This is a genomic window from Ensifer sp. EB106-03-01-XG145 (assembly GCF_058792075.1).
Genome location: NZ_JBYTEC010000008.1, coordinates 205,334 through 228,193, shown reverse-complemented (window position 1 = coordinate 228,193; position 22,860 = coordinate 205,334). Strand labels below are relative to the sequence as shown.

General features: G+C 62.3%; 23 protein-coding genes and 4 pseudogenes. 15 read left to right on the top strand and 12 right to left on the bottom strand.

Annotation, left to right across the window (positions count from 1 at the left end):
- Positions 1-2 precede the first annotated feature (2 nt).
- Both AC3WWH_RS20355 and AC3WWH_RS20350 read left to right on the top strand, forming a co-directional pair.
- On the top strand, positions 3-380 hold the full coding sequence (locus AC3WWH_RS20355; protein WP_063891478.1) for a response regulator: 378 nt from the start codon (positions 3-5) through the stop codon (positions 378-380).
- Between the two features lie 138 nt (positions 381-518).
- Positions 519-1,103, top strand: coding sequence for a cysteine hydrolase family protein (locus AC3WWH_RS20350; protein WP_058322353.1), 585 nt, complete (start codon positions 519-521; stop codon positions 1,101-1,103).
- A gap of 47 nt (positions 1,104-1,150) precedes the next feature.
- Here the strand turns inward: AC3WWH_RS20350 and AC3WWH_RS20345 are convergent, their stop codons facing one another.
- Positions 1,151-2,353: an MFS transporter gene (locus AC3WWH_RS20345; protein ID WP_058322327.1), complete on the bottom strand. Its 1,203-nt coding sequence runs from the start codon at positions 2,351-2,353 to the stop codon at positions 1,151-1,153.
- Between the two features lie 142 nt (positions 2,354-2,495).
- Between AC3WWH_RS20345 and AC3WWH_RS20340 the strand changes: the two genes are divergently transcribed.
- Complete coding sequence (locus AC3WWH_RS20340) at positions 2,496-3,059, top strand: TetR/AcrR family transcriptional regulator (RefSeq protein WP_058322328.1); 564 nt, start codon at positions 2,496-2,498, stop codon at positions 3,057-3,059.
- An 80-nt stretch (positions 3,060-3,139) separates the two neighbouring features.
- Here the strand turns inward: AC3WWH_RS20340 and AC3WWH_RS20335 are convergent, their stop codons facing one another.
- The 7 genes from AC3WWH_RS20335 to AC3WWH_RS20305 all read right to left on the bottom strand — a co-directional run bounded on the left by AC3WWH_RS20335 (position 3,140) and on the right by AC3WWH_RS20305 (position 9,808).
- Entirely contained in the window at positions 3,140-3,955 is an 816-nt protein-coding gene (locus tag AC3WWH_RS20335; protein ID WP_058322329.1) for a carbohydrate ABC transporter permease, read from the bottom strand.
- Complete coding sequence (locus tag AC3WWH_RS20330; RefSeq protein ID WP_058322330.1) at positions 3,952-4,893, bottom strand: carbohydrate ABC transporter permease; 942 nt, start codon at positions 4,891-4,893, stop codon at positions 3,952-3,954. Before AC3WWH_RS20330 ends, AC3WWH_RS20335 begins: the two co-directional genes overlap by 4 nt.
- Positions 4,890-5,921, bottom strand: a complete 1,032-nt coding sequence (locus AC3WWH_RS20325; protein WP_197417327.1) for an aldo/keto reductase — start codon at positions 5,919-5,921, stop codon at positions 4,890-4,892. The genes AC3WWH_RS20330 and AC3WWH_RS20325 overlap by 4 nt, the downstream gene beginning before the upstream one ends.
- Positions 5,922-5,989: 68 nt before the next feature.
- On the bottom strand, positions 5,990-7,330 hold the full coding sequence (locus tag AC3WWH_RS20320; RefSeq protein ID WP_492377191.1) for an ABC transporter substrate-binding protein: 1,341 nt from the start codon (positions 7,328-7,330) through the stop codon (positions 5,990-5,992).
- Positions 7,331-7,789: 459 nt separating this feature from the next.
- Positions 7,790-8,167, bottom strand: coding sequence for a hypothetical protein (locus AC3WWH_RS20315; RefSeq protein ID WP_057255252.1), 378 nt, complete (start codon positions 8,165-8,167; stop codon positions 7,790-7,792).
- A 10-nt stretch (positions 8,168-8,177) separates the two neighbouring features.
- On the bottom strand, positions 8,178-9,092 hold the full coding sequence (gene yghU / locus AC3WWH_RS20310) for a glutathione-dependent disulfide-bond oxidoreductase (protein WP_058322333.1): 915 nt from the start codon (positions 9,090-9,092) through the stop codon (positions 8,178-8,180).
- A 242-nt stretch (positions 9,093-9,334) separates the two neighbouring features.
- Entirely contained in the window at positions 9,335-9,808 is a 474-nt protein-coding gene (locus tag AC3WWH_RS20305) for a VOC family protein (protein WP_058322334.1), read from the bottom strand.
- Positions 9,809-10,101: 293 nt separating this feature from the next.
- On the opposite strand from AC3WWH_RS20305, the gene AC3WWH_RS20300 reads away from it, so the two are divergent.
- Positions 10,102-10,839, top strand: coding sequence for a glutathione S-transferase family protein (locus tag AC3WWH_RS20300; protein ID WP_058322335.1), 738 nt, complete (start codon positions 10,102-10,104; stop codon positions 10,837-10,839).
- Positions 10,840-10,890: 51 nt separating this feature from the next.
- Here AC3WWH_RS20300 and AC3WWH_RS20295 read toward each other — a convergent pair.
- Positions 10,891-11,863 (bottom strand): annotated as a pseudogene (locus AC3WWH_RS20295) (alpha/beta fold hydrolase).
- A 124-nt stretch (positions 11,864-11,987) separates the two neighbouring features.
- Between AC3WWH_RS20295 and AC3WWH_RS20290 the strand changes: the two are divergent.
- From AC3WWH_RS20290 to AC3WWH_RS20275, 4 genes are all read left to right on the top strand, one after another.
- Positions 11,988-12,446 carry an Rrf2 family transcriptional regulator gene (locus tag AC3WWH_RS20290; protein WP_058322336.1) on the top strand — a complete coding sequence of 153 codons (459 nt, stop codon included), beginning with the start codon at positions 11,988-11,990 and terminating at the stop codon, positions 12,444-12,446.
- A complete protein-coding gene (locus tag AC3WWH_RS20285) occupies positions 12,439-12,861 on the top strand; it encodes a GNAT family N-acetyltransferase (protein ID WP_058322337.1) in 423 nt (140 codons plus the stop codon). The genes AC3WWH_RS20290 and AC3WWH_RS20285 overlap by 8 nt, the downstream gene beginning before the upstream one ends.
- Positions 12,862-12,968: 107 nt before the next feature.
- Entirely contained in the window at positions 12,969-13,853 is an 885-nt protein-coding gene (locus tag AC3WWH_RS20280) for a helix-turn-helix domain-containing protein (protein ID WP_058322338.1), read from the top strand.
- A gap of 185 nt (positions 13,854-14,038) precedes the next feature.
- Complete coding sequence (locus AC3WWH_RS20275) at positions 14,039-16,240, top strand: TonB-dependent siderophore receptor (RefSeq protein WP_373419869.1); 2,202 nt, start codon at positions 14,039-14,041, stop codon at positions 16,238-16,240.
- 152 nt (positions 16,241-16,392) lie between these two features.
- On the opposite strand, the pseudogene AC3WWH_RS20270 reads toward AC3WWH_RS20275, so the two are convergent.
- Positions 16,393-17,146, bottom strand: a pseudogene (locus AC3WWH_RS20270) (glycine cleavage T C-terminal barrel domain-containing protein); the annotation flags it as partial.
- A gap of 303 nt (positions 17,147-17,449) precedes the next feature.
- On the opposite strand from AC3WWH_RS20270, the gene AC3WWH_RS20265 reads away from it, so the two are divergent.
- Genes AC3WWH_RS20265 through AC3WWH_RS20255 form a run of 3 tightly spaced genes read left to right on the top strand, consistent with a single transcriptional unit; the run spans position 17,450 to position 18,442 of the window.
- A complete protein-coding gene (locus tag AC3WWH_RS20265; RefSeq protein ID WP_058322340.1) occupies positions 17,450-17,773 on the top strand; it encodes an ArsR/SmtB family transcription factor in 324 nt (107 codons plus the stop codon).
- Positions 17,770-18,180 carry an SRPBCC family protein gene (locus AC3WWH_RS20260; RefSeq protein ID WP_058322341.1) on the top strand — a complete coding sequence of 137 codons (411 nt, stop codon included), beginning with the start codon at positions 17,770-17,772 and terminating at the stop codon, positions 18,178-18,180. The genes AC3WWH_RS20265 and AC3WWH_RS20260 overlap by 4 nt, the downstream gene beginning before the upstream one ends.
- Before the next feature lie 46 nt (positions 18,181-18,226).
- Positions 18,227-18,442, top strand: coding sequence for a hypothetical protein (locus AC3WWH_RS20255; RefSeq protein ID WP_058322342.1), 216 nt, complete (start codon positions 18,227-18,229; stop codon positions 18,440-18,442).
- An 18-nt stretch (positions 18,443-18,460) separates the two neighbouring features.
- Here AC3WWH_RS20255 and AC3WWH_RS20250 read toward each other — a convergent pair.
- Positions 18,461-18,793, bottom strand: a pseudogene (locus AC3WWH_RS20250) (helix-turn-helix domain-containing protein); the annotation flags it as partial.
- Between AC3WWH_RS20250 and AC3WWH_RS20245 the strand changes: the two are divergent.
- A pseudogene (locus AC3WWH_RS20245) lies at positions 18,773-19,087 on the top strand (phosphohydrolase); the annotation flags it as partial. The pseudogenes AC3WWH_RS20250 and AC3WWH_RS20245 sit on opposite strands and share 21 nt — an antisense overlap.
- Before the next feature lie 55 nt (positions 19,088-19,142).
- Here AC3WWH_RS20245 and AC3WWH_RS20240 read toward each other — a convergent pair.
- Positions 19,143-20,030, bottom strand: coding sequence for a LysR family transcriptional regulator (locus tag AC3WWH_RS20240; protein WP_058322344.1), 888 nt, complete (start codon positions 20,028-20,030; stop codon positions 19,143-19,145).
- Positions 20,031-20,149: 119 nt separating this feature from the next.
- On the opposite strand from AC3WWH_RS20240, the gene AC3WWH_RS20235 reads away from it, so the two are divergent.
- The 3 genes from AC3WWH_RS20235 (at position 20,150) to AC3WWH_RS20225 (ending at position 22,658) form a co-directional block, all read left to right on the top strand.
- A complete protein-coding gene (locus AC3WWH_RS20235; protein ID WP_058322345.1) occupies positions 20,150-20,848 on the top strand; it encodes a type 1 glutamine amidotransferase domain-containing protein in 699 nt (232 codons plus the stop codon).
- Positions 20,849-20,897: 49 nt separating this feature from the next.
- A complete protein-coding gene (locus tag AC3WWH_RS20230) occupies positions 20,898-21,740 on the top strand; it encodes a type 1 glutamine amidotransferase domain-containing protein (protein ID WP_058322346.1) in 843 nt (280 codons plus the stop codon).
- A 111-nt stretch (positions 21,741-21,851) separates the two neighbouring features.
- Entirely contained in the window at positions 21,852-22,658 is an 807-nt protein-coding gene (locus tag AC3WWH_RS20225) for a phosphate/phosphite/phosphonate ABC transporter substrate-binding protein (protein WP_058322347.1), read from the top strand.
- Positions 22,659-22,860 lie beyond the last annotated feature (202 nt).

The window sequence follows — 22,860 nt, the reverse complement described above, 5'->3', positions numbered from 1 at the left end:
CCATGTCTGGGATATTGACGGGACGCCGGATCCTTATCGTCGAAGACGAGATGCTGGTGGCCATGTCGATCGAGGACACCTTGGTCGATGCCGGCGGCGAAGTAATTGGTCCTGCGCCAACCGTCGGGCGGGCATTGGGGTTGCTGCAGGAGGAGACGAAAATCGACGCCGTCGTGCTGGACATGAACCTGCAGGGGCACAGCGGGCTCCCGGTCGCGGACGCATGCGATGAAAGATCGATCCCGTTTCTCATATTGAGCGGCTATGGCGACACGGCCCTGAACGGCACGCACCATGCGGCCCCGATCCTTTCCAAGCCCTTCGCGAGTGCGGTGCTGGTGGAGACGCTCAAGACGCTTTTCGAAGGCAACCGCGCGTGACCGGCCCGGGTCGTGCCCGGTTGGTGACACCTGCACCGATTGCGTACAGCCGGGATAAGGAACCGCATTTCATCTCGCAGAGTTTGTTCGTTTGACCCAAATGCATCGAGTGGCCCATGTGTCGGGTGGATTGTGATCATGAACGCGGAACGCTGGATTCATATTTGCGTCGACATGCAGCGAATGTTCAACGAGGAGACGCCGTGGCAGGTGGATTGGATGGCGACGATCTCCGACCAGGTGGTGGAGGTCGCTAGCCGCTTTCCGGATCGCACCATCTTCACTCGGTTCGTCCCGCCACATTCGCCGGCGGAAATGCCGGGCATGTGGCGGCCCTACTACGAAAAATGGCCGATGATGACCGCGACGCGGCTCGATCCGGGCCTGATCAATCTCCTTCCTCCCTTGCAGCGTCTGGTGCCGCCCGCCCGTGTTCTCGACAAGCGCACCTATTCGCCCTGGTTAAGCGGCAAGCTGGAAAGCCTGCTCGCTCATCAGGATATCGGAACGGTCGTTGTGACCGGCGGCGAAACGGATGTCTGCGTTCTTGCGACCGCGCTCGGAGCGATCGATCTTGGCTACAGGGTGATCCTGTTGAAGGATGCGGTCTGCAGCTCGGTCGATCAGACGCACAATGCTGCGCTCGACCTTCTCGGCAATCGCTTTTCGGTTCAGCTGGAGATCGCGACGACCGATGAGTGGCTAGCGCAGGCGCGGGCTTAGCCGCGGCCCATTCGGGAACCTTTGCGCGCCACCCTGTTCGCCGCCCTTCAAGCCATGCTTGGTTCCCTCTCCGGCGATGCCCGGCTGGCCATCAGCCCCATGAGCCCGACACCGATGATCGCTGCCGCATAGATGTCGGTCGTGAGCTGGTAGCCCACCGCCTTCGCCAGAAAGCCGGCCAGAATCGCCGGCAGACTGAACGCCAGATAGCTCTGGATGTAGATGGCGGACAGCAGCCCGGCGCGCTCTTCGGCTTTTGCCAGCGGCATGACCGAGCCGAGCGTGGCGAGGAAGCTCGTGCCGAAACCCATGCCGGTGAGAAGCGTGCCGACGATCAGGACGGGCACATAGGCGAGATGCGTTCCGGCGACCACGGTCAGCATGCCGAAGGTCGTGCTCAAGACGCCGAAGGTCAGGTTTGCCTGAGGGTTGCGCGCACGGCGAAGGAAGACGCCCAACGCACCGGCGGCCATCAGCGCCGCGACCACGGCGCCTCCGGTGAGCGGGTTCTTGCTTCCCGTGGTGGCGGCGACAAGCGAGGGGACGAGCGAGAGGTAAAAACCCCCAAGCGCCCAGTTCGCGATATTTACGGGGGTGACGAGCGCCAGCGGCCGCTTGGCGCGCTGCGGAATGGCGATCCGCGGCATCAGCGAAGACAGCGCTCCGGGACGACGCGCGCCGGTTTCAGGGATCAGCCAGATCGCCGCTGCCTGGACTATGAAGCCGACGAACAGCAGCACATAGATGAGATGCAGCGGAAGGGGGCCGTACTGTATCAGCGCGCTGGTGCCGAGCGCCCCGACCGCCAGGCCGATCAAAGGTGCGAGCGAGTTGACCAGCTGTCCCCTGACGTGATCGACATCGACGAGCGCCGCGCCGAGCGAAGCGCCGGCAACGCCAGTCGCAAGACCCTGCACGATGCGTGCGGCGATCAGCCAGCCGGTTCCGTCGGCAAGGACGAACAGGGCCATCGCTGCCATCTCGACGAGCAGCGCTGCGAAAATCACCGGCTTGCGCCCGAGATGATCTGAGATCGAACCGGCGATCAGCAATGCCACGAGAAGTGCGAAGGCATAGACCGCGAAAATAACGGTCATCTCCACCGGGCTGGCGGCGAAGTTCTCCTGGTAGAAGCGGTAAAGCGGGGTTGGGGCCGAGGAGGCGCCGAAGAATGTCGCGAGCGTGACGGCGTAGAAGGCAATGGGACTTCCCGGGCGAGCGCTCTCTCTGGATTCGGAGGATGAAGACATCTATATAACCCTTAAAGCTAAATCGTTGCGTTTGGCAGATTTAGGTATGCTTCGCGCTAAAAGCAAATAATTTGCTTTTATGTTGTTGTGAGAATTTCTGAAGCATCGGCCGCACGGCCGAAGAAAGACGGGGTTGGAGCGAATGGCGACAAAGGAAAGCCCGCGTCCGGGCGGACGAAGCGCCCGGGTTCAGGCATCGGTTCACAAGGCCGTGCAGACCTTGCTGGCGACGCTCGAGCGCACCGATGTCACAGTTCCGCTGATCGCGGCGGAAGCGGGTGTCACGCCTTCGACCATCTATCGCCGCTGGGGCGACCTGCAGGAACTGCTCGCCGACGTCGCGGTCGAGCGGCTGCGTCCCGACATGGTGCCGGTCGATACCGGAAGTTTTGGCAGTGACCTGATGGCCTGGGCCGAGCAATATGCCGAGGAAATGTCCTCCGGGCCGGGGCGCGAAATGATCCGTGACGTGCTCGCGGCGCAGGATGGCAGCGGTGCCTACCAATGCTGCAACTTCACCAGACAGCAAATCGAAGTGATCGCCGAACGCGCCGAAGAGCGCGGCGAAGTCTTTCCGGATGTCGAGGCCGTCATGGACGGCGTCGTCGCGCCGATCATGTATCGGATCCTCTTTGGCGGTGCGCCGGACGCGGCGCATGTCGAGCGTCTGGTGACGGCATCTCTGGCAGCGAAACCGGCGCTGTGAGGGCGCCCGGTCGAGCGCTCACCCATCGAACCCGTTAGGCCGTCTTGCGGCAAGCGACCGCCAATCGAGGCCGTCTGCCGCTACTTCACTGCGCCATGGGCCAGTCCGCTGACCAGATAGCGCTGCATGAACAACGCGATCAGGTAGACCGGAGCGATGCCCGCGAGCGAGGCTGCGGCCATCTGGCCGAAATTCACCAGCCTGTCGCCCTGGAAAAGAGAGATGCCGACCGGCAGCGTTCGCGTGGCATCCGAGAAGGTGAAGGCCGAGGCGAAGAGGAACTCGTTGTAGGACAACACCGTGACGATGATGAATGTCGCCACGATGCCGGGCGCAATGATCGGCACCACGATCTGCAGCAGAATGCGTAGCGGCCCCGCCCCGTCGATGGCGGCCGCCTGCTCGATCTCGAGCGGCATCCGGCGCAGGAACGGTGTCAGCAGCCAGAAGGCGACGGGCACGTTGGCAAGCCCGTAGATCAGAACCAGGCCAGCGCGTGTGTCGAGCAGGCCGCTCGTCTTCAGCAGGAAGAACAGCGGGATCAGTGCGACGATCGGCGGCGCCATGTAGCTCGAGAGCGTCACGTCCGAAAGCCATTGGCCACCGATCTTCAACCGCAGGACGGCGTAGGCAGACGGCAGCGTGAGCGCGATGGTGAGCAGCCCCGCCAGCAGCGATACGGTCACGGAATTCATGATGAAGCCGACGACGTTGGCGGCCTCGAAGGCTGCGGGCCAGTTGGCGAGCGTCGGCGCCGTCGGCCAGAAGGAGCCGTTCAGCACGTCGTCCTTCGTCTTCAGGGAAACGGCGAGGAGATAGAGGATGGGCAGGGCGAAAAAGCCGACGATCGGCGCGGTTGCCAGACCCAGCCAGAGATCGCGTCCGACGAGCCTCATAGTTCGCGCCTTTCGAAACGCTGATGCAGGCGCACGACCGGTAGCGTCGCCAGACCGATGACCAGCGCATAGACGATCGTCTCGGCGGCCGCCCGACCGACATCGAACTGCTCGATCGCCCGCCTGTAGATCGAAAATCCGGCCGATGTCGTCGCAAAACCCGGCCCGCCGAAAGTGAGGATGTAGACGAGGTCGAACAGCTTGAACGAGAGGATCAGTTTCAAAAGGTAGATCGACGAGAGCGGTGCGGCGACGAGCGGCAGCGTGATATGCCAGAAGCGCTGCCAGCCATTCGCGCCATCGACGAGTGCCGCTTCCCGCACGCCCTCCGGGATGGTCGAAAGCGCTGCAAAGCAGAGGATGACGATGAAGGGCGTCCATTGCCAGAGGTCGGCAACGGCGATCGCCAGCCAGGCCAATAGCGGGTGGCCGAGGAAAGAGATCGGCTGGGAGATCACGCCGTAGTTGATCAACGTGCCATTCAAGAGCCCGCCCGCCGGCGCGAAGATCAGCTTCCAGGCGATGCCGACCATGACGGGCGGCGTCATCAATGGCAGCAGCACGAGGCTCATCAGGAAGCGGCCGCCTTTCAGCAGCGACGTGGAAAGAAGCGCGATCAGGAAACCGAGCGCAAGCTGCAGCAGCGACGTCGAGAGCGCGTAGGCGACACTTCTGCCGATTGCCGAAAGGAAGATCGGATCCTGAAGCGCCGTTGCGAAGTGCTTGACGCCGACGAAGCCGCGAAACGGTTTTCCAAGCGTGCTCTTGCTGAAGGCAAGCCCCAGCAGGAAGACCGTCGGATAGAGCGTCGTGACGGCCAGTGCGAACACGACGGGAGCGATCCACAACGCGCGGCCGAGACGCGCTGCAAGGACGCCTCGTCGCGCGGAATGGCGATCGGTGTCCGGCCCAAAAGCGTCGAGGGTGAAGGCGGTCATGCGGCCTCTGCCAGAACCGGCCGCGTCGGCCCACTGCCAGCTCGCGTGGCGACCAGCATGTCCTCGATGTCATCGAGGTCACCGGGCGTGAGCGCGACGGTTGCCGCTTCGATCCAGCCGTCGATATGCGTTGGCTGACGTGCCCCAATGATCGCCCCGGTCACGTCGGGCCAGGAGAGCGCCCAGGCGGCGGCGATCGCGGCGACTGTCGTCTCATGCCGCGCGGCGATGGACCTCAGTCCCTCGGCGAAGGCGAGATTGCGGTGCAGCGCCTCGCCGGAAAATTCCTCGTCGCGCGACCGCCAGTCGTTCGTCGGAAGCGCCCGGGCGCGGGCCGGCGTGAAAGCGCCAGTAAGCAGGCCCGACTGCAGCGGACTATAGGCGATGACGCCGCTGCCATGCGCACGCACCCAGGGCAGGTCGTTCTCGGCGAACGTGCGTTTGATCGCGGAAAAAGGTGGCTGCACCACGTCGACGGGAGCGACCGTTGCAGCGCGCTCCAGCAGTTCCCGGTCGTGGTTCGAAAGCCCGATGGCCCGGACCTTGCCCTCTTTCTTGAGGTCGGCAAAGGTTGCCCAATAGTCTTCTACCGGTGTGCCGTCATTGGTCGGCCAATGCATCTGGTAAAGGTCGATGACCTCGACGCCGAGCCGCTTCAGCGAAGCCTCCACCTCGCGGCGCAGCGATTTGGCATTGCCGATGCGGGCCGGAAGGGCGTTGCGATCGTCCGGATCCCAGACCAGCCCGGCCTTGGTGAAGATCAGCGGGCGCTCGGATTTCGGGATTGTCGAGAGCGCTTCACGAACGATCTCCTCGGAATGACCGAGACCGTAGACCGGTGCCGTGTCGATCCAGTTGATGCCGCGCTGCACCGCATGACGGATAGCTGCAACAGACTCGCTGTCGTCCTGGCTTCCCCAGCCCCATCCCCAATCGGGGCCGCCGATCGCCCAGGCGCCAAAGCCGACGGGGGTGATGTCGAAGCCGGTGCGGCCGAGCTTGCGCTTCGGCAAGGATTTTTCGCTCATGATCTTTCGCCTTGTTAAGAAAAATGGCGGGGCGGCGCTGGGAGGAAGCGAGCACGCCCCGCAAGCAATCAGCCGTTGGTCTCGATGATTTCGGTCCAGGCCTGGTGGGCATCGGCGATCGCCTGTTCTGCGCTCTTGGTGCCGGCCAGCGCCAGCGCCAGCTCGTCGGTCAGCGCGTTTTCGAGTTTCGGCGCATAGACGGCCGTCGGCCAGGCGAGGCTGTTTTCCAAGGCGCCGTCGTCCAGCAGCGGCTGTACGAGCGGCTGGAACGCCCTAAACTTCTCCGACTTCAGGCCGGACTGGCGGTCCGGGTCGATGCCCGAGCCGGTCAGCGCCAACAGCTGCTCGTGATAGTCCTTGCTGGTGGCGAGCTTGATCAGGTCCCAGGCGACATCCTTGTTCTTGGATCCGCTGGTGATCGCAAAGCCGAAGCCGGCGTTGAAAGCGAGGCGCGGCGTCTTGTTGCTGCCGCCGGTCGGGATGCGGGCGACGCCCCATTTGTCGACGATCTTCGAGCCCTTGGGATCCTGGGCATAGCCGCCAAGATCGGTCCAGAAATCGATCTGCGCCGCCTTGCCGTTGAGAAAGGCGGGCAGGCCTTCCTCGAACCGCGTTTCGAGGGGCGTCGGCAGCGCATGGGGTGCAGAGGCGAGCAGCGACTTCAGGGCCTCGACGGCTTCGGCACTGTCGAGTGAGGAGGTGCCGTCAGCCTTCAGGAAGTTGCCGCCGAAGCCGGTCAGGCGGTTGGCATAGGTCGAAAGGATGATGACCGGGATCTTGGCGCCCAGGACGGCTGCGCCATAGATGTCGTTCTTCGCCTCGGCCGTAGTGATCACCTTGGCGTTCTCGTTGTATTCGTCCCAGGTGGAGGGTGCCTTCAGGCCGTAGCGGTCGAAGAGCTCGCGGTTGTAGAACAGCAGGTGGCTGTCGCCATCATAGGGCAGGCCATAGCGGCGGCCATCATGCAGCGTGTACTGGTCGTAGATGGTCTGGATGAAATCTTCCGGCTGGATCTCGACCTTGTCGCGTTCGATGAGGTCGGTCACGTCCTCGATCACGCCATCTTCGGCGAGCTGACCCTTATAGGTGTAGAAATAGTCGATGACGTCGAACTGGTTGGCGCCCGATTGCACGTCGAGCGTCGCCTTGACGCTGACCTGGTCATAAGGCACCGCCGTGACGTTGACCTTGGCGCCGGTCAGCTTCTCGAAATCCTCGGCGATCTTCTTGCCGGTGACGACATGCGGCTGGATGATCAGCAGATTGATCGTGCGCCCGGCGTAGTTGTTGCCGGAAGCAAGGGCCGTCGACGAGGCAAGTGGGGCGATGAAGGGCAGGGTACCGGCGGCCGCAAGCGATTTCAGCACGCTGCGGCGGCGATAGGCCTGGCCGAAAATGGAACTGGACATGGGATCCTCCGTCGAGATCTGAGTTCTGGCGGTCGGCGATGGCGTGCGCCAATCCGTTGGCCGATGGTCTGCGCCGTGCGACCTTGCTTCAGCATCATGGGGGAGAAGAGGAATCTTACATACATATAATACATATATTTTATGGATTATATGGGAACGATTTTCCTGCGGTGAGCCGCCGGTCGGGGTAGGAATTTCTCAGGCGACCCGATCGCCGCACCAATGCAGTTGGAGAGCCGAAAGGCGCTCCCGTCAGCGCATTGGGGATGCGGGAACGGAGCGCGCCAAACCGTGGAGGAGGCGGAGGAAGCCGATTGGGCCTACCGCATGTTTCCTTTAATCGTAGCCGATTAAAGGACAAAAACATGCAGCAATTCAAAGTGCTACAGCGACCTTTGCGCGTCTGATAAGACGCGCAGCGCTGTAGGCGATCAGACGCTCAGGGCCCAATCGCATCGGTCATACCTCGAATACGTCCTCGAACGATTCCGGGAAGCTCTGGCGGGCAACCTTCTCGTTGATGATGAGCAACGCTTCATAGGACACGGGATCGAAATCCTTGTCGACCGGCAGCACCTCGCGTCCGAACAGGAGGTTCAGCCGGGCGGCATCGAGATTGCCGCGCTCGAAAGGTTCCGCACCGAAATGATGCCAGAGGGCGTGGAGGAAGGCCGCATCGATACGGTGCGCCCCAGATCCCGGCCGCGCATGGCGAGGCAGCGCCTTGATCGGCGTTGCCCCCTTGGGATTGGCCCGACGGATGACGAACTGGATGCCCGTGCCCGGCATGGCGTAGGGAAAACCCCGATGTTTCGTCATATCAGCCAGCTTGGCCATTCTGTTCTCCTTACGCGGTCTGCTTCTCGACGATCTTGTCCTCAGTCTTCGTGTCGAAGTCGGAGGCGTCGTGACGTTCATGCAATTGCTCGGCCGGATCCCCGCTCAACCGGTTGACCATGCGGCCGCGTTTGACCGCCGGGCGAGCGGCAATTTCGGCCGTCCAGCGCTGGACGTGCTCGTAGCTCTGAACCTCGAGGAAGGTGCCGGCGTCGCCATAGACCTGGCCAAGGGCCAGGTTGCCATACCAGGGCCAGGTCGCCATGTCGGCGATGGTGTATTCGGAGCCGGCCAGGAACCGGTGGTCGGCAAGATGACGGTCGAGCACGTCGAGCTGGCGCTTCACTTCCATGGCGTAGCGATCGATGGCGTATTTGATCTGCATCGGCGCATAGGCATAGAAATGACCGAAGCCGCCGCCCAGGAACGGTGCCGAGCCCATCTGCCAGAACAGCCAGTTTAAGGTCTCGGTGTGGGCGCGAAGCTCGCTCGGCAGGAAGGCGCCGAATTTTTCGGCGAGATAGGTGAGGATGGAGGCCGACTCGAAGACGCGGACCGGCTCGCCGCCGCCCTTCGGCTGATGGTCCGTCAGCGCTGGGATCTTGGAGTTGGGGTTGACGTCGACGAAACCGGAACCGAACTGGTCGCCATCGCCGATCCGGATCGGCCAGGCGTCATATTCGGCGCCCGAATGGCCCGCCGCCAGAAGCTCTTCGAGCATGATCGTGACTTTCACGCCATTCGGAGTCGCGAGCGAATAGAGCTGCAGCGGGTGCTTTCCGACCGGCAGGTCCTTGTCGTGCGTCGGTCCGGCAATCGGGCGGTTGATGCTGGCAAACGCGCCGCCGTTGCCTTTGTCCCAGGTCCAGACCTTGGGAACTTGGTAGCCGGCAGGGAAATTGTCAGCAGGGGATTTTTCGGTCATGAAATCTGTCCTTGTCGTCTAAAGGCATATCCAACGGGCAAGCAACGTCACAAAACATGCGATGTCGGCCAGCTGCTTCGCGCAGTTCTATACCGTCCTTTCGGTGCCTGCCAGAAAAACGGTTTCTCTTCCTGCCCGCGCGCTAGCAAGCAAGTTTCGGAGACGTGCGACTTTTTCGACATGCGCATGTCCGCTTTGGCCAGCGGGAACACCAGCGGCAGATCGCCCGCCGCGGTGGAGCATCAACCGCGGCGTGCCGCCTCGATCGCGGCAACGTCGATTTTCCGCATGTCCATCATGGCCTCGAAAGCGCGCTTCGCCTCGCCGCCGCCGGCCGCCAGCGCTTCCATCAGGACCCGGGGCGTGATCTGCCAGGAGATCCCCCATTTGTCCTTGCACCAGCCGCACGCGCTTTCCTCGCCGCCATTGTTGACGATGGCGTTCCAGTAGCGGTCGGTCTCTTCCTGATCGTCGGTGGCGATCTGGAACGAGAAGGCCTCGTTGTGCTTGAACATCGGCCCCCCGTTGAGGCCGAGACAGGCGACGCCCGCAACGGTGAACTCGACCGTCAACACATCGCCCTCCTTGCCGGACGGATAGTCGCCGGGCGCCCGGTGCACTGCGGTCAGACGGCTGTCCGGGAAGACCTCGGCGTAGAACCGCGCAGCGGCTTCGGCGTCCTTGTCATACCAGAGGCAGATCGTGTTCTTTGCCATAGTCTTGTTCCTTTAGCGTTGAAGGCTTGCGGCCCTCTCCATGGGGTCTCATACGAAATAGGTAGCAGCCCGGTTTTCTCCAGCCCGAAAGTGCTAGTGCGCTTTGCTGAGCGCAGATGATGACGACGCCACCGCTTGCGGCTTCTACGCGTCGGTTCGATCGCGTACGATCTGATTTCCGTTCGTCGCAAGATCTATCGTCTACATATGTGAACGATAAGTCTATTTTCGGCAGTCTACAGAGGTAGCGTCCACGCGGATATATCCATGGCATCAACCATGGAGAAACCGACATGCACACTATCGCTGAACCGATCTTCACCGCGGGCTTTCCGCTCGGCAGTTCCGCCGGACTGGTCGCCGCGTTTGAATGGCTCGGCCAACCCTACCGCCTCACCCGCGTCGACATGCTCGGTGAAATGCGCACCGAGGCCTATCAGCGGCTGAACGGCCGGGTCGAAACGCCCGTGTTGGTCACCGACGAAGGGCGTGTCCTTACGGAAACGATGGCGATCGCGCTGTGGCTCGAGGGGCGGGACCATGAGCGCCGCATCAGCTTTACGCCCGGAACCTACGAAGCCGACCGGATGCATCAGTTCATCGCCTTCCTCAACACCGGTTTCACCGGTGCCTTCTTCCCCATGTGGGTGGCGCTGGAGGCGGAAGAGGCTACGGAGGACTATCGCCAAACGCTCCGCGTCTTCGGCCGTGAGTTTGTCGCCAAGCGCCATGCGCAGCTCGAGGCGATGATGGGCGACGGCGAATATCTGCTGGATGACCGGCCGACGCTGGCCGATGCCGTGTTCGCTGGCGTCGCCCGTTGGGTGGATTTTCACGAGGCGATCGAGCCTGAGGACTATGAGCGGAACTACCCGCGCATCCATGCGCTGCGCAAACGCATCGAGGCTGATCCCGCATTCCGCTTTGCATTGGCGATTGAAGACGGAGAACCTACCGCCGGCAATGGTTCGATGAAAGGGCTCGTTCCGCTGGAGGACGTATTGCGTTTGACGGGCGCGATTGCGGTCTGAGCCGCCGGAGTGTTGCGCGCCGATGGTCGCGGCGCGCGACCTGCCACGCTGTCAGAGGCGCCGCGCGAAATCGATGATCGCGTCGCTCGCGAGGTCCGGACGCTCCTGCGGGAGCCAATGTCCGCTGCCGGGCACGACGATCTTGCCCTTGAGTTGGGGGACGAGGCCGGGCATTGCGTTGATGATATCGAGCATCCCCGGTATGCTGAGCCCGGTGTCCCGCTCGCCGATCATGAACAGGGCCGGTACATCGACCATGACGCCGGCGAGCGCCGCTTGCAGTTGCCAGTTGCGATCCAGGTTGCGGTAGTAGTTCAGCCCACCGCGAAAACCGGAGCGAGCGAAAGCCGCCGCATAGGCGTCGAGGTCGGCAGCGGTCAGCCAGTCCGGCATTTGCTGCGGATCGGGAAGGGCTGCGAGCAGCCCGTCGCGCCGCGAGACCATTCCGAACGGATTTGGCGTCTGGTCTCCGGCTTGCCGCGGGCCGGCATCTCCCGAAGCCGCGAAGAGGATTTTCCGCAGTGTCTGTCGAATGTCCCGTTCCAGTTCTGCCTCGGCGATGCCGGGTTCCTGGAAGTAGAGTGTGTAGAGTTGTGCCTCATCGGTCTGCGGGAAGATGCGGGTTGGCGGCACGGGCGGCTGAGCCATCATCGGCACGCTGATCGCGACCACGCCGCGGAAGCGGTCCGGCCGCATCTGCGCCGCCTGCCACGCGACCGTCGCGCCCCAGTCGTTGCCGACGATGAGGGCGGTCTCTGCGCCGAGGGCGTCCAAGAGCGCGACCATATCCCCGACAAGGTGAAACAGGGTGTATTCGTCGATCGCAGAGGGGCATTCCGTATGCCCATATCCGCGCATGTCCGGTGCCACCCCACGAAATCCGGCCTTGGCCAGCGCCGCGATTTGATGACGCCAGGCGTGGGCCGTTTCCGGAAAGCCGTGACAGAAGAGCACGAGTGGCCCCTCTCCCTGTTCAAACGATATTCATCCGGATCGTTCTCGTTTCGATGGTGCGAGCAGGCATTTTCGGTCCTTCCGCTCTTGACGTCTTCGCATCCCTGGGTCCTTGATTCCGTAATTATCTAAGTTACAGAATTGGGTGAGGTCAAGTATGCGTAACAATAAAAGTTACGCTTTAGGGGTGGCATATGAAACGAGACAGCCGGCTGGCGCGCATGATCCACGTGCTCATCCATATGGGGCTTTTGGGCGGGCGCGAGACCTCGGAAACCATCGCGAAGATGCTGAACACCAATCCCGTGGTCGTGCGCCGCACGATGGCGGCGTTGAAGCGCAAGGGCGTGGTGGGTTCAGAGGGAGGGCGAGGTGGCGGATGGGTGCTGCTGCGGTCTCTGGACGACTTGACGGTCCTGGACATCCAGAAAGCGCTCGACGAAGGCGAGGTTTTGTCCGCCGGCGTTTCGGAAGATCATCCAACCTGTCCGGTGGAACGGGCGGCGAACGCCGCCCTGGTGCAGGCCTTCGACAAGGCGGAGAGCACTCTGCTGGACGAGTTCGCAAAGCTCAGGCTATCGATCATCGCGGAGCATGCCCTGTCGGCGGACAGGCAGCTGACACGGCACCAAGACGGAAGAAATGATGGCTGACAACAGCGCTGACCATCCGCGTTTCGTATGGCGCGGCGACTTCGCGAATGCCGAGTTGAATGGCCTGCATGCCGAGTGTTTCGAGCACGCGCTTGCCGGTGACGATTGGTGGAAACAGGTGAACACCTTCAGCCTCGGCTGGGTTTGCTTGCGTCTCTCGGGCAAGCTTGCCGGTTTCGTCAATGTCGCCTGGGATGGCGGTGTGCACGCTTTTCTGCTCGACACCATGGTCTCAGCGCCCAGGCGGCGAAAGGGTTACGCGCGCCGGCTCGTCGAAGAGGCGGTGGCAAATGCAAGGCTGTCGGGTTGCGAGTGGCTGCATGTCGACTTTGATGCGCATCTTCGCGACTTTTACCTTGAAGCCTGCGGGTTCGTTCCCACGGATGCCGGCCTGATCCGCCTTCGCCAGGACTAGCGAATGCGAGCCCCGATCGGGGCTTCCGTTGCGAATTAAAGATGAGTAAAGAAGGAAGGAATTAGATCGAGGCGCGGCCTCTGATTTCCCCGAGCATTGGGCAATTGATGACGTTCCAGCCACGGATGCAGAACAAGATCTCCGGCTTCAAGGTTCTCGGCGGTTTGCGCCGCCGGGAATGGAACGGGATCATCGCCGACGTCTGGGATGTCGAATGCGAGGCGCTGGCGGGCGGTCACTACGTGTCCGATGATCCGCGCATGTTCATCGTTCTCGATGCCCAAGGCGGGAGCCGCTGCAACGTCAAGCTTTCGCCCGGCGGCCCCGGGACGGTGCAGAACTATCGCGAACAAGGTCTCTCCTACATCCCGGCGGGAATGGAAATCTGGGCCGATGTCGTCGATGTGCAATACATCCGCCATCTCGATCTGCACTTCAATCTCGATGTCCTCAGCCGCCGGCTGATGGAAGACCTCGACGCCAGCCGTTGCGACGCGCCCCGGCTGATGTTTCATGATGAGCGTTTCCTGCAACTCGCGCGGCTCATCGCCGCGGAGTGCCTCAATCCGCAGCCGTTGCATGATCTCTACGGGGACGGCCTTACGGTCGCGCTGTTCATCGACCTGATGAAGCTCAACCGCGCCAATCCGCGCAAGCGCAGTCCGCTTGCTGCCTGGCAGATGCGCCGCGTGGCCGATTACATCGAGGAGAACTTCGGCCGCAACATCCGGCTCGAGGAATTGGCAACGCTTACCGGGTTGTCGCAATCGCATTTCAGCCACGCGTTCAAGGCCTCGACCGGCATGGCGCCGCATCAGTGGCAGACGAAAACGCGCGTCGAACGGGCCAAGCAACTCCTGCTCAAGAATGACGCGTCGCTGACGGCGATTGCCGTCGAGACCGGGTTTTCGGACCAGGCGCATTTCACCCGGGTCTTCCGCAAGGTTGTCGGCACAACGCCGGCGCAATGGAAGCGGAGCCGATTGGCCTGAGCAAATCGCCGCGCGCACGGGCGATTGTTCGCCGCAAATTGCCCAGGATCGTTCAATTGTCGCGGATCGCTCCAAGCGTCGGCATAATAGTTGATATAAATACTCATCTTATAGGGATTACTTTCTAACGCTGCATATCGCCCCGGGGATTGGCGCGATGGGCGGCTCGGGGCGATGAAGAGATGATGGTGAGTGGCAGGGCGGCAGGTTTCGCCGAATGGCTGGCAGGTGGGGTAGCCGGCATTGCAATTCTGGCAGCGGGTGCCGCGATGGCGCAGGACGCGCCGGCGACCCGGCTGGAAAAGATCGAGGTCCAGGCTGGAGCGACCGCAGACGACGCAACCGGTCCGGTCGACGGCTATGTCGCCAAGGCGACAACCACCGGCTCGAAGTCTGCCACCCCGATCAACGAAATCCCTCAGTCGGTATCGGTCATCGGCCGCGACGAGCTGGACGATCGCGGCGTCGTCAACAAGATCGACGAGGCGCTTCGCTATACGCCTGGCGTGATGGCCGAGCCCTTCGGCGTCGATCCGGATACCGACTGGTTCTACATCCGCGGCTTCGATGCGACGCAGACCGGCGTCTTCCTCGATGGTCTCAATCTTTTCTCCTACGGTTTCGGCGGTTTTCAGATCGATCCGTTCATGCTGGAGCGCGTCGAGGTGCTGAAAGGGCCGGCTTCGGTGCTCTATGGTGGCGCCAATCCGGGCGGCATCGTCAGTCTCATCAGCAAGCGGCCAAGTGATGGGAGCGCCACCTATGTGGAGACCGGCAACAACAACAATGGCAATGCCTTCCTTGGCATCGACGTGTACCGCCCAGTGGACGATGCGATCAACTACCGCGTCACCGGCAAGGTCTCCGGCGGCAACAACTACACGGACCACTCGGAAGACCTGCGCGGCTTCATCCTGCCGCAGATCACCTATCAGCCCGACGATGCGACCAACCTGACGGTCTACGGCCTGCTACAGGGCCTTGATCAGGTCCATACCGGCGGCGGCTTCCTGCCCTATGTCGGTACGGTCGTCGATGCGCCGTTCGGCAAGATCGATCGCAAGGCGTTCTTCGGCGAACCGGCAATCGATACCGGCACCTATGTGCAGCAGATGCTCGGCTACGAGTTCAAGCACGAGTTCGATAGCGGTTGGCAGTTCAGCCAGAACCTGCGCTACGGCCATCTCTTCAAGCATGAGAACGGCCCGTATACCTACGGCTATTATGATCCGAGCCTGCCGTTCCCGGTTTCGTCGACGCCGGCCACGCCTGACAATCTGCTCTATCGCCTCGGCTTCGAGGCGACCTCCAAGGTCGATACGTTCAGCGTCGACAATCGTATCGAGGGCGAATTCGAGACCGGCGCGCTCGACCATACGCTGCTGGTCGGGCTGGACTACAAGCTCTTCCGCCTGGACCACGTTCAGGCATCGTCGGCGGGAACGCCGATCAGCGCCACGGATCCGGTCTACGGCGCACCGCAGCCGGCCAACGCCATCTATATCAACCAGGTGATCACCCAGCAGCAGCTTGGCGTCTACGCACAGGATCAGATTCGTTTCGGCGACGGTTGGCTCGTCACGCTCAATGGCCGATACGACTATGTCGACACCAAGACCGATAACGGCCCCACTTTCTGGGCTCCGACACAGAACTCGAGCTTCGACTACAGCGAGGGCGCCGTCAGCGGCCGGGCCGGGCTTGCCTATGAATTCGACAATGGGCTGACCCCCTATGTCAGCGTTGCCACCTTCTTCAATCCGATCGTGGCGGTAACGGCGACCGGCAACACCAAGCCCGAGGAGGGCGAACAGTTCGAGGCAGGGGTCAAGTACGAACCGACCTTCTTCGATGGTGTGCTGACGGCGTCCATCTATCAGCTGACCAAACGCAACGCTCTCGTGACCGACCCGTTGACGAGCATTTCCACCCAGACGGGCGAGGTGCGCTCCCGCGGCATCGAGCTCGAAGGCAAGGTCAATCTCAACGAGAGCTGGAAGGTGATCGCGGGCCTCGATTTCATGGATATCGAGGTGTCCGAGGACGCGAACCGGGCACTGGTCGGCAAGTCGCCCTATCTCGTCCCCGATGCGCAGGCTTCGTTGTGGGTCGACTATACGGTACAGCAGGGTGCGCTCGAGGGCGTCAGCCTCGGTGCCGGCGTTCGCTACCGCGGCGAAAGCTGGGCGGACAAGGAGAACACGGCGAAGGTGCCTTCCACGACGGTGTTCGATGCCGGGCTGCGCTATGAAAAGGATGGCTGGGGTGCCGCGCTCAACGTCACCAACCTTTTCGACAAGGAATATGTGAGCGGCTGCAGTGGCGTGCTCGTGTGCGGTTATGGCGACGCCCGGACCGTCACGCTCAAGCTCAGCAAGACTTGGTAGTTTGAATCCATGGGCGGGGCCGGAGCTAACCGGTCCCGCGCGACTTCGGGGTCGGACCTGAACGTCGTTTCTGCGCTTCCACCACTGTTCGGGGAACGGCGCGGCTGCCTCAAGAGGCGCCATTGCCCTCCGGCCGAACCAGCCACTCCGAACCGATCCGGTAGCGAGACGAAGGGTCTTGCGACGACACGAGCCCGTTTCATCAGCTTCTGATACTGCAACTCGCGCAGTGCATAGATCTCCACCCAGAGATCTTCGACGATCCGGCTGCCGAAGGGGCGCGCAAGGCTGGCGATGGCGATGTTGCGTTTGGCAAGCGGCGACCAGATGGCGGCCGTAACCAGGCCGACTTCCTTCTTGCCGCGGTGATAGACGATCGCACCCTCGGCCGGGATGTTGCCATCGATTTCGAGGCCGACGAGTGCATGCTTCAGCGTGTTCTTCTCGCGCGCCCGGAAGATGGCGTCGCGCCCGTTGAAGAAGGGCTTTTCCGTATCGACCAGCCAGTCGAGACCGACCTCGTCCAGCATACGTTCGCGGTCGGCCCGCAGCGCCGCTTCGGCGGTGATGAAATCGGCATTGGCGACGATGAAACCGGCCTCGATGCGGGCACGGTTGAGCGCGCCGTAACCGATCGCCTTCAAGCCACAGCCGGTCCCAAAGACTGAGCGCCTGCTTGGCGTCGACAAAGAGTTCGTAGCCAAGGTCGCCGGTAAAGCCGGTGCGCGAGATGGTCACGCTGCCGCCGAGGTGCGGGAAGGCGGCGAGCTGAAACGGTTTCAGTTTCTCCACGTCTGCAAAGCCCGCCGCTTCGAGAACGGCAAAGGATGTTGGGTCCTGCGGCGCCACCGCTGCGATGTCGCTCGTCTCCTCGGCGATCTCGACCGAAAAGCCAGCGGTGCTGTCGAAGCCGCTACGATCTGTTCGTTGCGGAAGTCGTTGCAGCCTGGGCGGATGATCGCGTGTTTCGCGATGGGCACTGGATGTTCGAGACCGCTGACCCGGCCTTGCGCAGCCTGCACTATGTCGCGGGCGGGCATTTCCACGCGATCGGCGAGGCGATCGACGTCTCCCCGAAGTAGTTGCTCTCTCGCCTACCTGCTCCAATTCCGCGGACGGACCGACCTGGAAAACGGGTTTCCGCAAAGCATTTGACAAACACATAGCCAATTGGCTATATGTCATCTCATAGCCAATCGGGTATGAGACATGTCGCAGTTACAGGATGCGGTATTTCGGGCGCTTGCAGATCCCACACGTCGCGGGCTCTTCGAACACCTCTGCCGCCAAGGAGATACGACGGTCGTCGGATTGTTGGCCGATGCCGGGGTTTCGCAGCCGGTCGTGTCCAAACATCTGAAGATCCTGAAGGCGGCAGGGCTCGTGCACGATCGGCATGAAGGCCGTTACACCTATTACAGCGCCAAGCGCGAAGCTCTTGCCACCCTGGTCGATTGGACGACCGAGATGGCCAGCTTCTGGCAGGAGCGTTTCGATGATCTCGATGATTTACTAAAGAGAATGGACCAATGAACGAAACAACCGAAACAACACGCTCTGTCGTGGTCGAACGCGAATTTTCTCATGCGCCGGAAAAGATCTGGCGCGCGCTGACCCAGCCCCATCTGATTGCCGAATGGCTGATGCGGAACGATTTCGTGCCCGAAGTGGGCCGTCGCTTCACGCTCTCGGCCGACTGGGGACAGGTCGATTGCGAAGTCGAAACGATCGAGAAGGACCGCTCGCTCGCCTATCGCTGGGACACAAAAGATCTCACCAGCGTCGTCACCTGGACACTCGTTCCCACCAACGGCGGCACCAGTCTGCGCATGGAGCAGCGCGGCTTCAAGGCGGATCAGAAGTCTTACTACCAGGGCGCAACCGTCGGGTGGCGACGCTTCATCGACCAGCTGGCCGAAGTTGTCGCAAAGCTCGATTGACCATCTCCCGGCTTCAGGACCCTTCTCAAACAACGAGGTGCCAGAAATGACCGCTCTCATCCGAACAATCCATCGCTGGACGTCGGTGCTTTTCTCCCTGGCCGTTGCGGCGATCTTTGCCGGCATGGCTCTGACGACGCTTCCCGAATGGGTCTATCTCATGCCACTGCCGCCGCTTGCCGTGCTTGTGCCGACCGGCCTTTATCTCTTCGCGCTTCCCTATATGGGCACACAGCGGGGCAGGGTTCAGGCGGCCGAGTAGGGGCGGCAGCCTGCCAGTTTATCCGGCCGGAAGAGCCGGGCTGGCGAAGCGCTTTCGGTACTCTGCCGGCGTCACGCCGACATGGCGCATGAAGGCACGGCGCAGCGTATCGGCATCGGCAAAGCCGCATTGCGCCGCGACCTGCTTGGGGGCTTCGTGTCCCTGCTCGAGAAGGCGGCGGGCAGCGTTGACCCGCGCCTCCTCGACCCAGGTTGCCGGCGTGATGCCGACCTCGCTGCGGAAGAGCCGGGAGAAATGGCGCGGGCTGAGATCCATCCGGCTGGCGAGGCTTGCAGCGCTGTGATCGTGCGCGGGATTGGCCGCGACCCAGCGCTGCACACCACGCCGGGCGTGCCCGAGCACATGCATCCGGTCGTGGCGCTCGTGACCGCCGGTGTCGAGATGGACGTGCTCGGTCTCACCTACAAGCAATATTCCGACGCCGAGCGCGAAGCGGTCGTCAATGCCTTCCCGCGCACGCCTGATTTCAAGGAGGATATCATCCAGGCCTTCTACGATGGCATCAAGCACAAGCCCGAAACGACCTTCGGCAACGTCAAGGCCGATGTCATCGCCGACAAGGATCCGCACTTCCACCGCGGCAATTTCTGCAGCGTGATCCGCTGCTCGCACTGGCACGGCTGAGGCATCCTATGCGCGGGGCTAACGCATGTCCTGCGGCAGCCCCGCGCCTATCAGCTTACTCCAAAAGACAGTCAATCAACGCTCGCGTTGCGGCTGAGAGATGGCGATGCGGCGGGTAGATGAGGGAGAAGGGACGCGACCGGCCGCCCAATTCAGGAAGAAGCTCGACCAGGCTTCCCCGCGCCAGACGATCGCGCACGACGAAGTCATAGGTCTGACAAATGCCAAGGCCCGCCTCTGCCAGGGATACGGTGCCGAGCACATCATCCTCGATATGGACAGGACCGTGCGGCACCCAGTCGATGTCATTCCCATCGACCCGGAACAGCCACGGCCCGGGACGGCCGGTTCTCGGCATGATGAAGGGCAGGCACGTATGTGCCGTAAGATCGCCGATCGAGCGCGGCAGCCCGCGCCGCGCCACATAGGCGGGAGATGCCACCAACCTTAGCGGTGCGTCCTCGAGTTTTCGCCCGATCATGCCGCTATCGGGAAGTTGGCCGAGTCGTATGGCGAGGTCGTAGCCTTCCGCGACGAGATCGACATTGCGGTTGGCAACCGACAGTTCGACGATGACTGACGGGTGCTTCAGCGCGAAGCGCGTCAGCTTTTCCGGCAGGCGGAAATGGCCGTAGGTGGTGGAAACGCTGAGGCGGACCCGCCCGGCCAGAACGCCCTCGCCCTGAACGGCCCGCTCCGCCTGGTCGATCGTCTCGAAGGCCGAGCGGACCTGTTCCAGATAGGTGCGTCCCGCTTCGGTGAGGCTGATGCGCCGCGTCGTTCGCCGCATCAGTTGGGTCCCGAGCTTCGTTTCCAGCCGGGTGATCGCCCGGCTTAACACCGAAGGCGTCGTACCAAGCGCCACGGCGCCGGCGGTCATCGAACCCCTGTCCATGACCGTGATGAAAGCCTCGACGTCGGCGAGGTGATCGAAGCGGCGCATCTTTGCCTTTCAAGACCAAATCATTTCCCTGAAGGCGAATTTATCGCCTGAATCGGAGACAATAAATAGACGCCATCAGCAACGCCCGCGACGTCGGGCCCATTCCCAAAAAGGAAGTGATGATGACGGAGACAGCCCCGATAGCCGGAAAACCAGTGCTTTTCGTTCTCACCAGCCACGGCGCTAAGGGAGACGGCGGCCAGCCGACCGGCTTCTATCTCGGTGAGGTCACGCACCCGCTGGCCGTGCTCGACGCGGCCGGGATCTCCGTCGAATTCGCGTCGATCAAAGGGGGTGAACCGCCGATCGACGGTCTCGATCTCGAAGATAAGATCAACCAGCGCTACTGGAACGACGAGGCGTTTCGCGCCGCGATCCGCACGACCGCCAAGCTCGATGAGGTCGACCCCTCGCGCTACGCTGCGATCTTTTTCGCCGGCGGCCACGGCGCCATGTGGGACCTGCCGCAAAGCGGCGCGGTCGACCGGGTGACCCGTTCGATCTTCGAGGCCGGCGGTGCTGTCGCGGCGGTGTGCCATGGCCCGGCGGCGCTCGTAAACGTCAAGCTTTCCGGCGGCAGCTACCTGGTGTCCGATCGCGATGTCAGCGCCTTCACCGATTCAGAAGAACGCGCCGTCGGTCTCGACAAGACCGTGCCCTTCCTGCTCGCCACCATGCTCGTCGAGCGCGGCGCGCGGCATCACCCGGCGCCGGACTGGACGTCGAAGGTGGTCGTCGATGGCCGATTGATCACCGGCCAGAATCCGCAGTCCGCCACAGGCGTCGGCGAGGCCCTGCGCGACGTTCTCGTCGCCTGAAGCACCCCAGTTGCAGGAGGCCGTGAGACCTCCATTCGGAGACTTAGAGATGAAAATGCTGATGAACCTGGCAGCCACGATGGCAATCGTCCTCGGCGCCACGCACGCGCATGCCGGCAATATCCTGGTAGTGCTTTCGGATGAAAACAGCCTGGACCTCAAGGATGGCAAGGTTTTCGAGACCGGCTTCTACCTCAACGAATTGATGCAGCCGGTGAAGGCGTTTCTGGACGCCGGTCATGAGGTGACCTTTGCGACGCCGAAGGGCATGGCCCCCAGCGTCGACCGTACGTCGATCGACAGGATGTATTTCGGCGGCGATGAAACGGCGATGCGGGAAAGCGAAGCACTGCTCGGCAAGCTCAAGATCACCTCGCCGGCCGAGACACCGGTTGTCAGTCTGTCGCGGGTGGAACAGATCGGCTACGACCATTTCGATGCCGTCTATGTTCCGGGCGGGCATGCGCCGATGCAGGATTTGCTTGTCGACGCGGACCTCGGCGAGTTGCTTCGGCATTTTCACGCGAGCGGCAAGACGACCGCCCTGATGTGCCACGGGCCGATCGCGCTTCTGTCGACACTGTCCGAGCCGTTTGCGTTTACCGGCGAACTGGCAGCGGGCCGTCAGGCTGCCGCCGATGCCGGCTGGATCTATGCCGGCTATCGGATGACGGTCTTCAGCAATGGCGAGGAAGAAATGGCCAAGCCGCTGCTGAAGGGCGGCGAGATGACGTTCTATCCGCAGGATGCGCTAGCCTTGGCTGGCGGCGCAATCGCCAACGGTGATACGCCCTTCCAGCCGAACATGATCGTCGACCGTGAACTGATCACCGGCCAGAATCCGGCGAGCGCAACGGAGGTTGCGGCTGAGATCCTGAAGCGCGTGCAATAGTCTCTTATTGTCGCGGTGGCCTTCGGGGCTCGCTTAGATCTCGTTTGCGAATTAAGTCTATGCAATGCATAGGTTTTTGATCGCCTTCACGAGGTTGCTCCGAGGTCGCCCATGCCCATCGCAAGTCTTGCCATGTATGTCAGTCCCGCGCCGCTGAAGGACGCGACGCGGCAGTTCTGGGAGGCGCTGGCGGACCGCCTTCGCGCCGTGGGGGTCGATGCGCCCACGGCTCTGCAAGAGGATATGCGCTATGACGAGGCGTGGCTTCGTCCCGACCTCCTGTTCGGCCAGACCTGCGGCTATCCCTATGTCCAGCGCCTGCGCGGTCAGGTGCAACTGGTGGCGACGCCGGTCTACGGACTGCCGGGCTGCGATGGTCCGCTCAAATGCAGCTTCATCATCGTCAACGCCAAGTCCGCCGCGCGCTCGATCGAAGATCTACGGGGGGCACGCGCGGCGATCAACGATCCCGGCAGCAATTCCGGCTACAACCTGTTCCGCGCCTCTGTGGCGCCCCATGCGATCGACGGCCGGTTCTTCTCGTCGGTGCTTCAGACCGGCGGCCATGTGGCGAGCATCGACGCGGTTTCCAGCGGGGTCGCCGACATCGCGGCGATCGACTGCGTGACCTTCGGCAACACCTTGCGCTTCGACCCCGATCGCGTCGCTGGCGTGCGCATCCTGGCGGAAACGAAAAAGGGTCCGGGATTGCCTTTCATCACCGCGGCATCGACGCCGGCAAAGGATCTCGTGCTGCTGCGCCGCGTGCTTGCGGAAGCCATCGCAGATCCGGCGCTTGCTGAGATCTGCGATACGCTATCGCTGCGCGGTATCAGCCTGCTCGGAGACAGTGATTACGAGGCCCTGGCGGCGCTTGATCGCGATGCTGCCGGTCAAGGATACCCGACGATCGCCTGACGGTTCATCGGCACATGGCGACCTGTCGCGAACACAACGGCCGAAATAGAACATAAATTACATAGAATAAATATTTTACCGCTGCGGCGTTTGGCGCAAGCAGTATTCCCGTTTGCGCGCTTCGCCGCAAAGCCATGCGGCGCGTTCCCATTGGCCGGCTTTTTATATTGGCGATTGAAATCTATCGCTTTTCCGGCCGGAG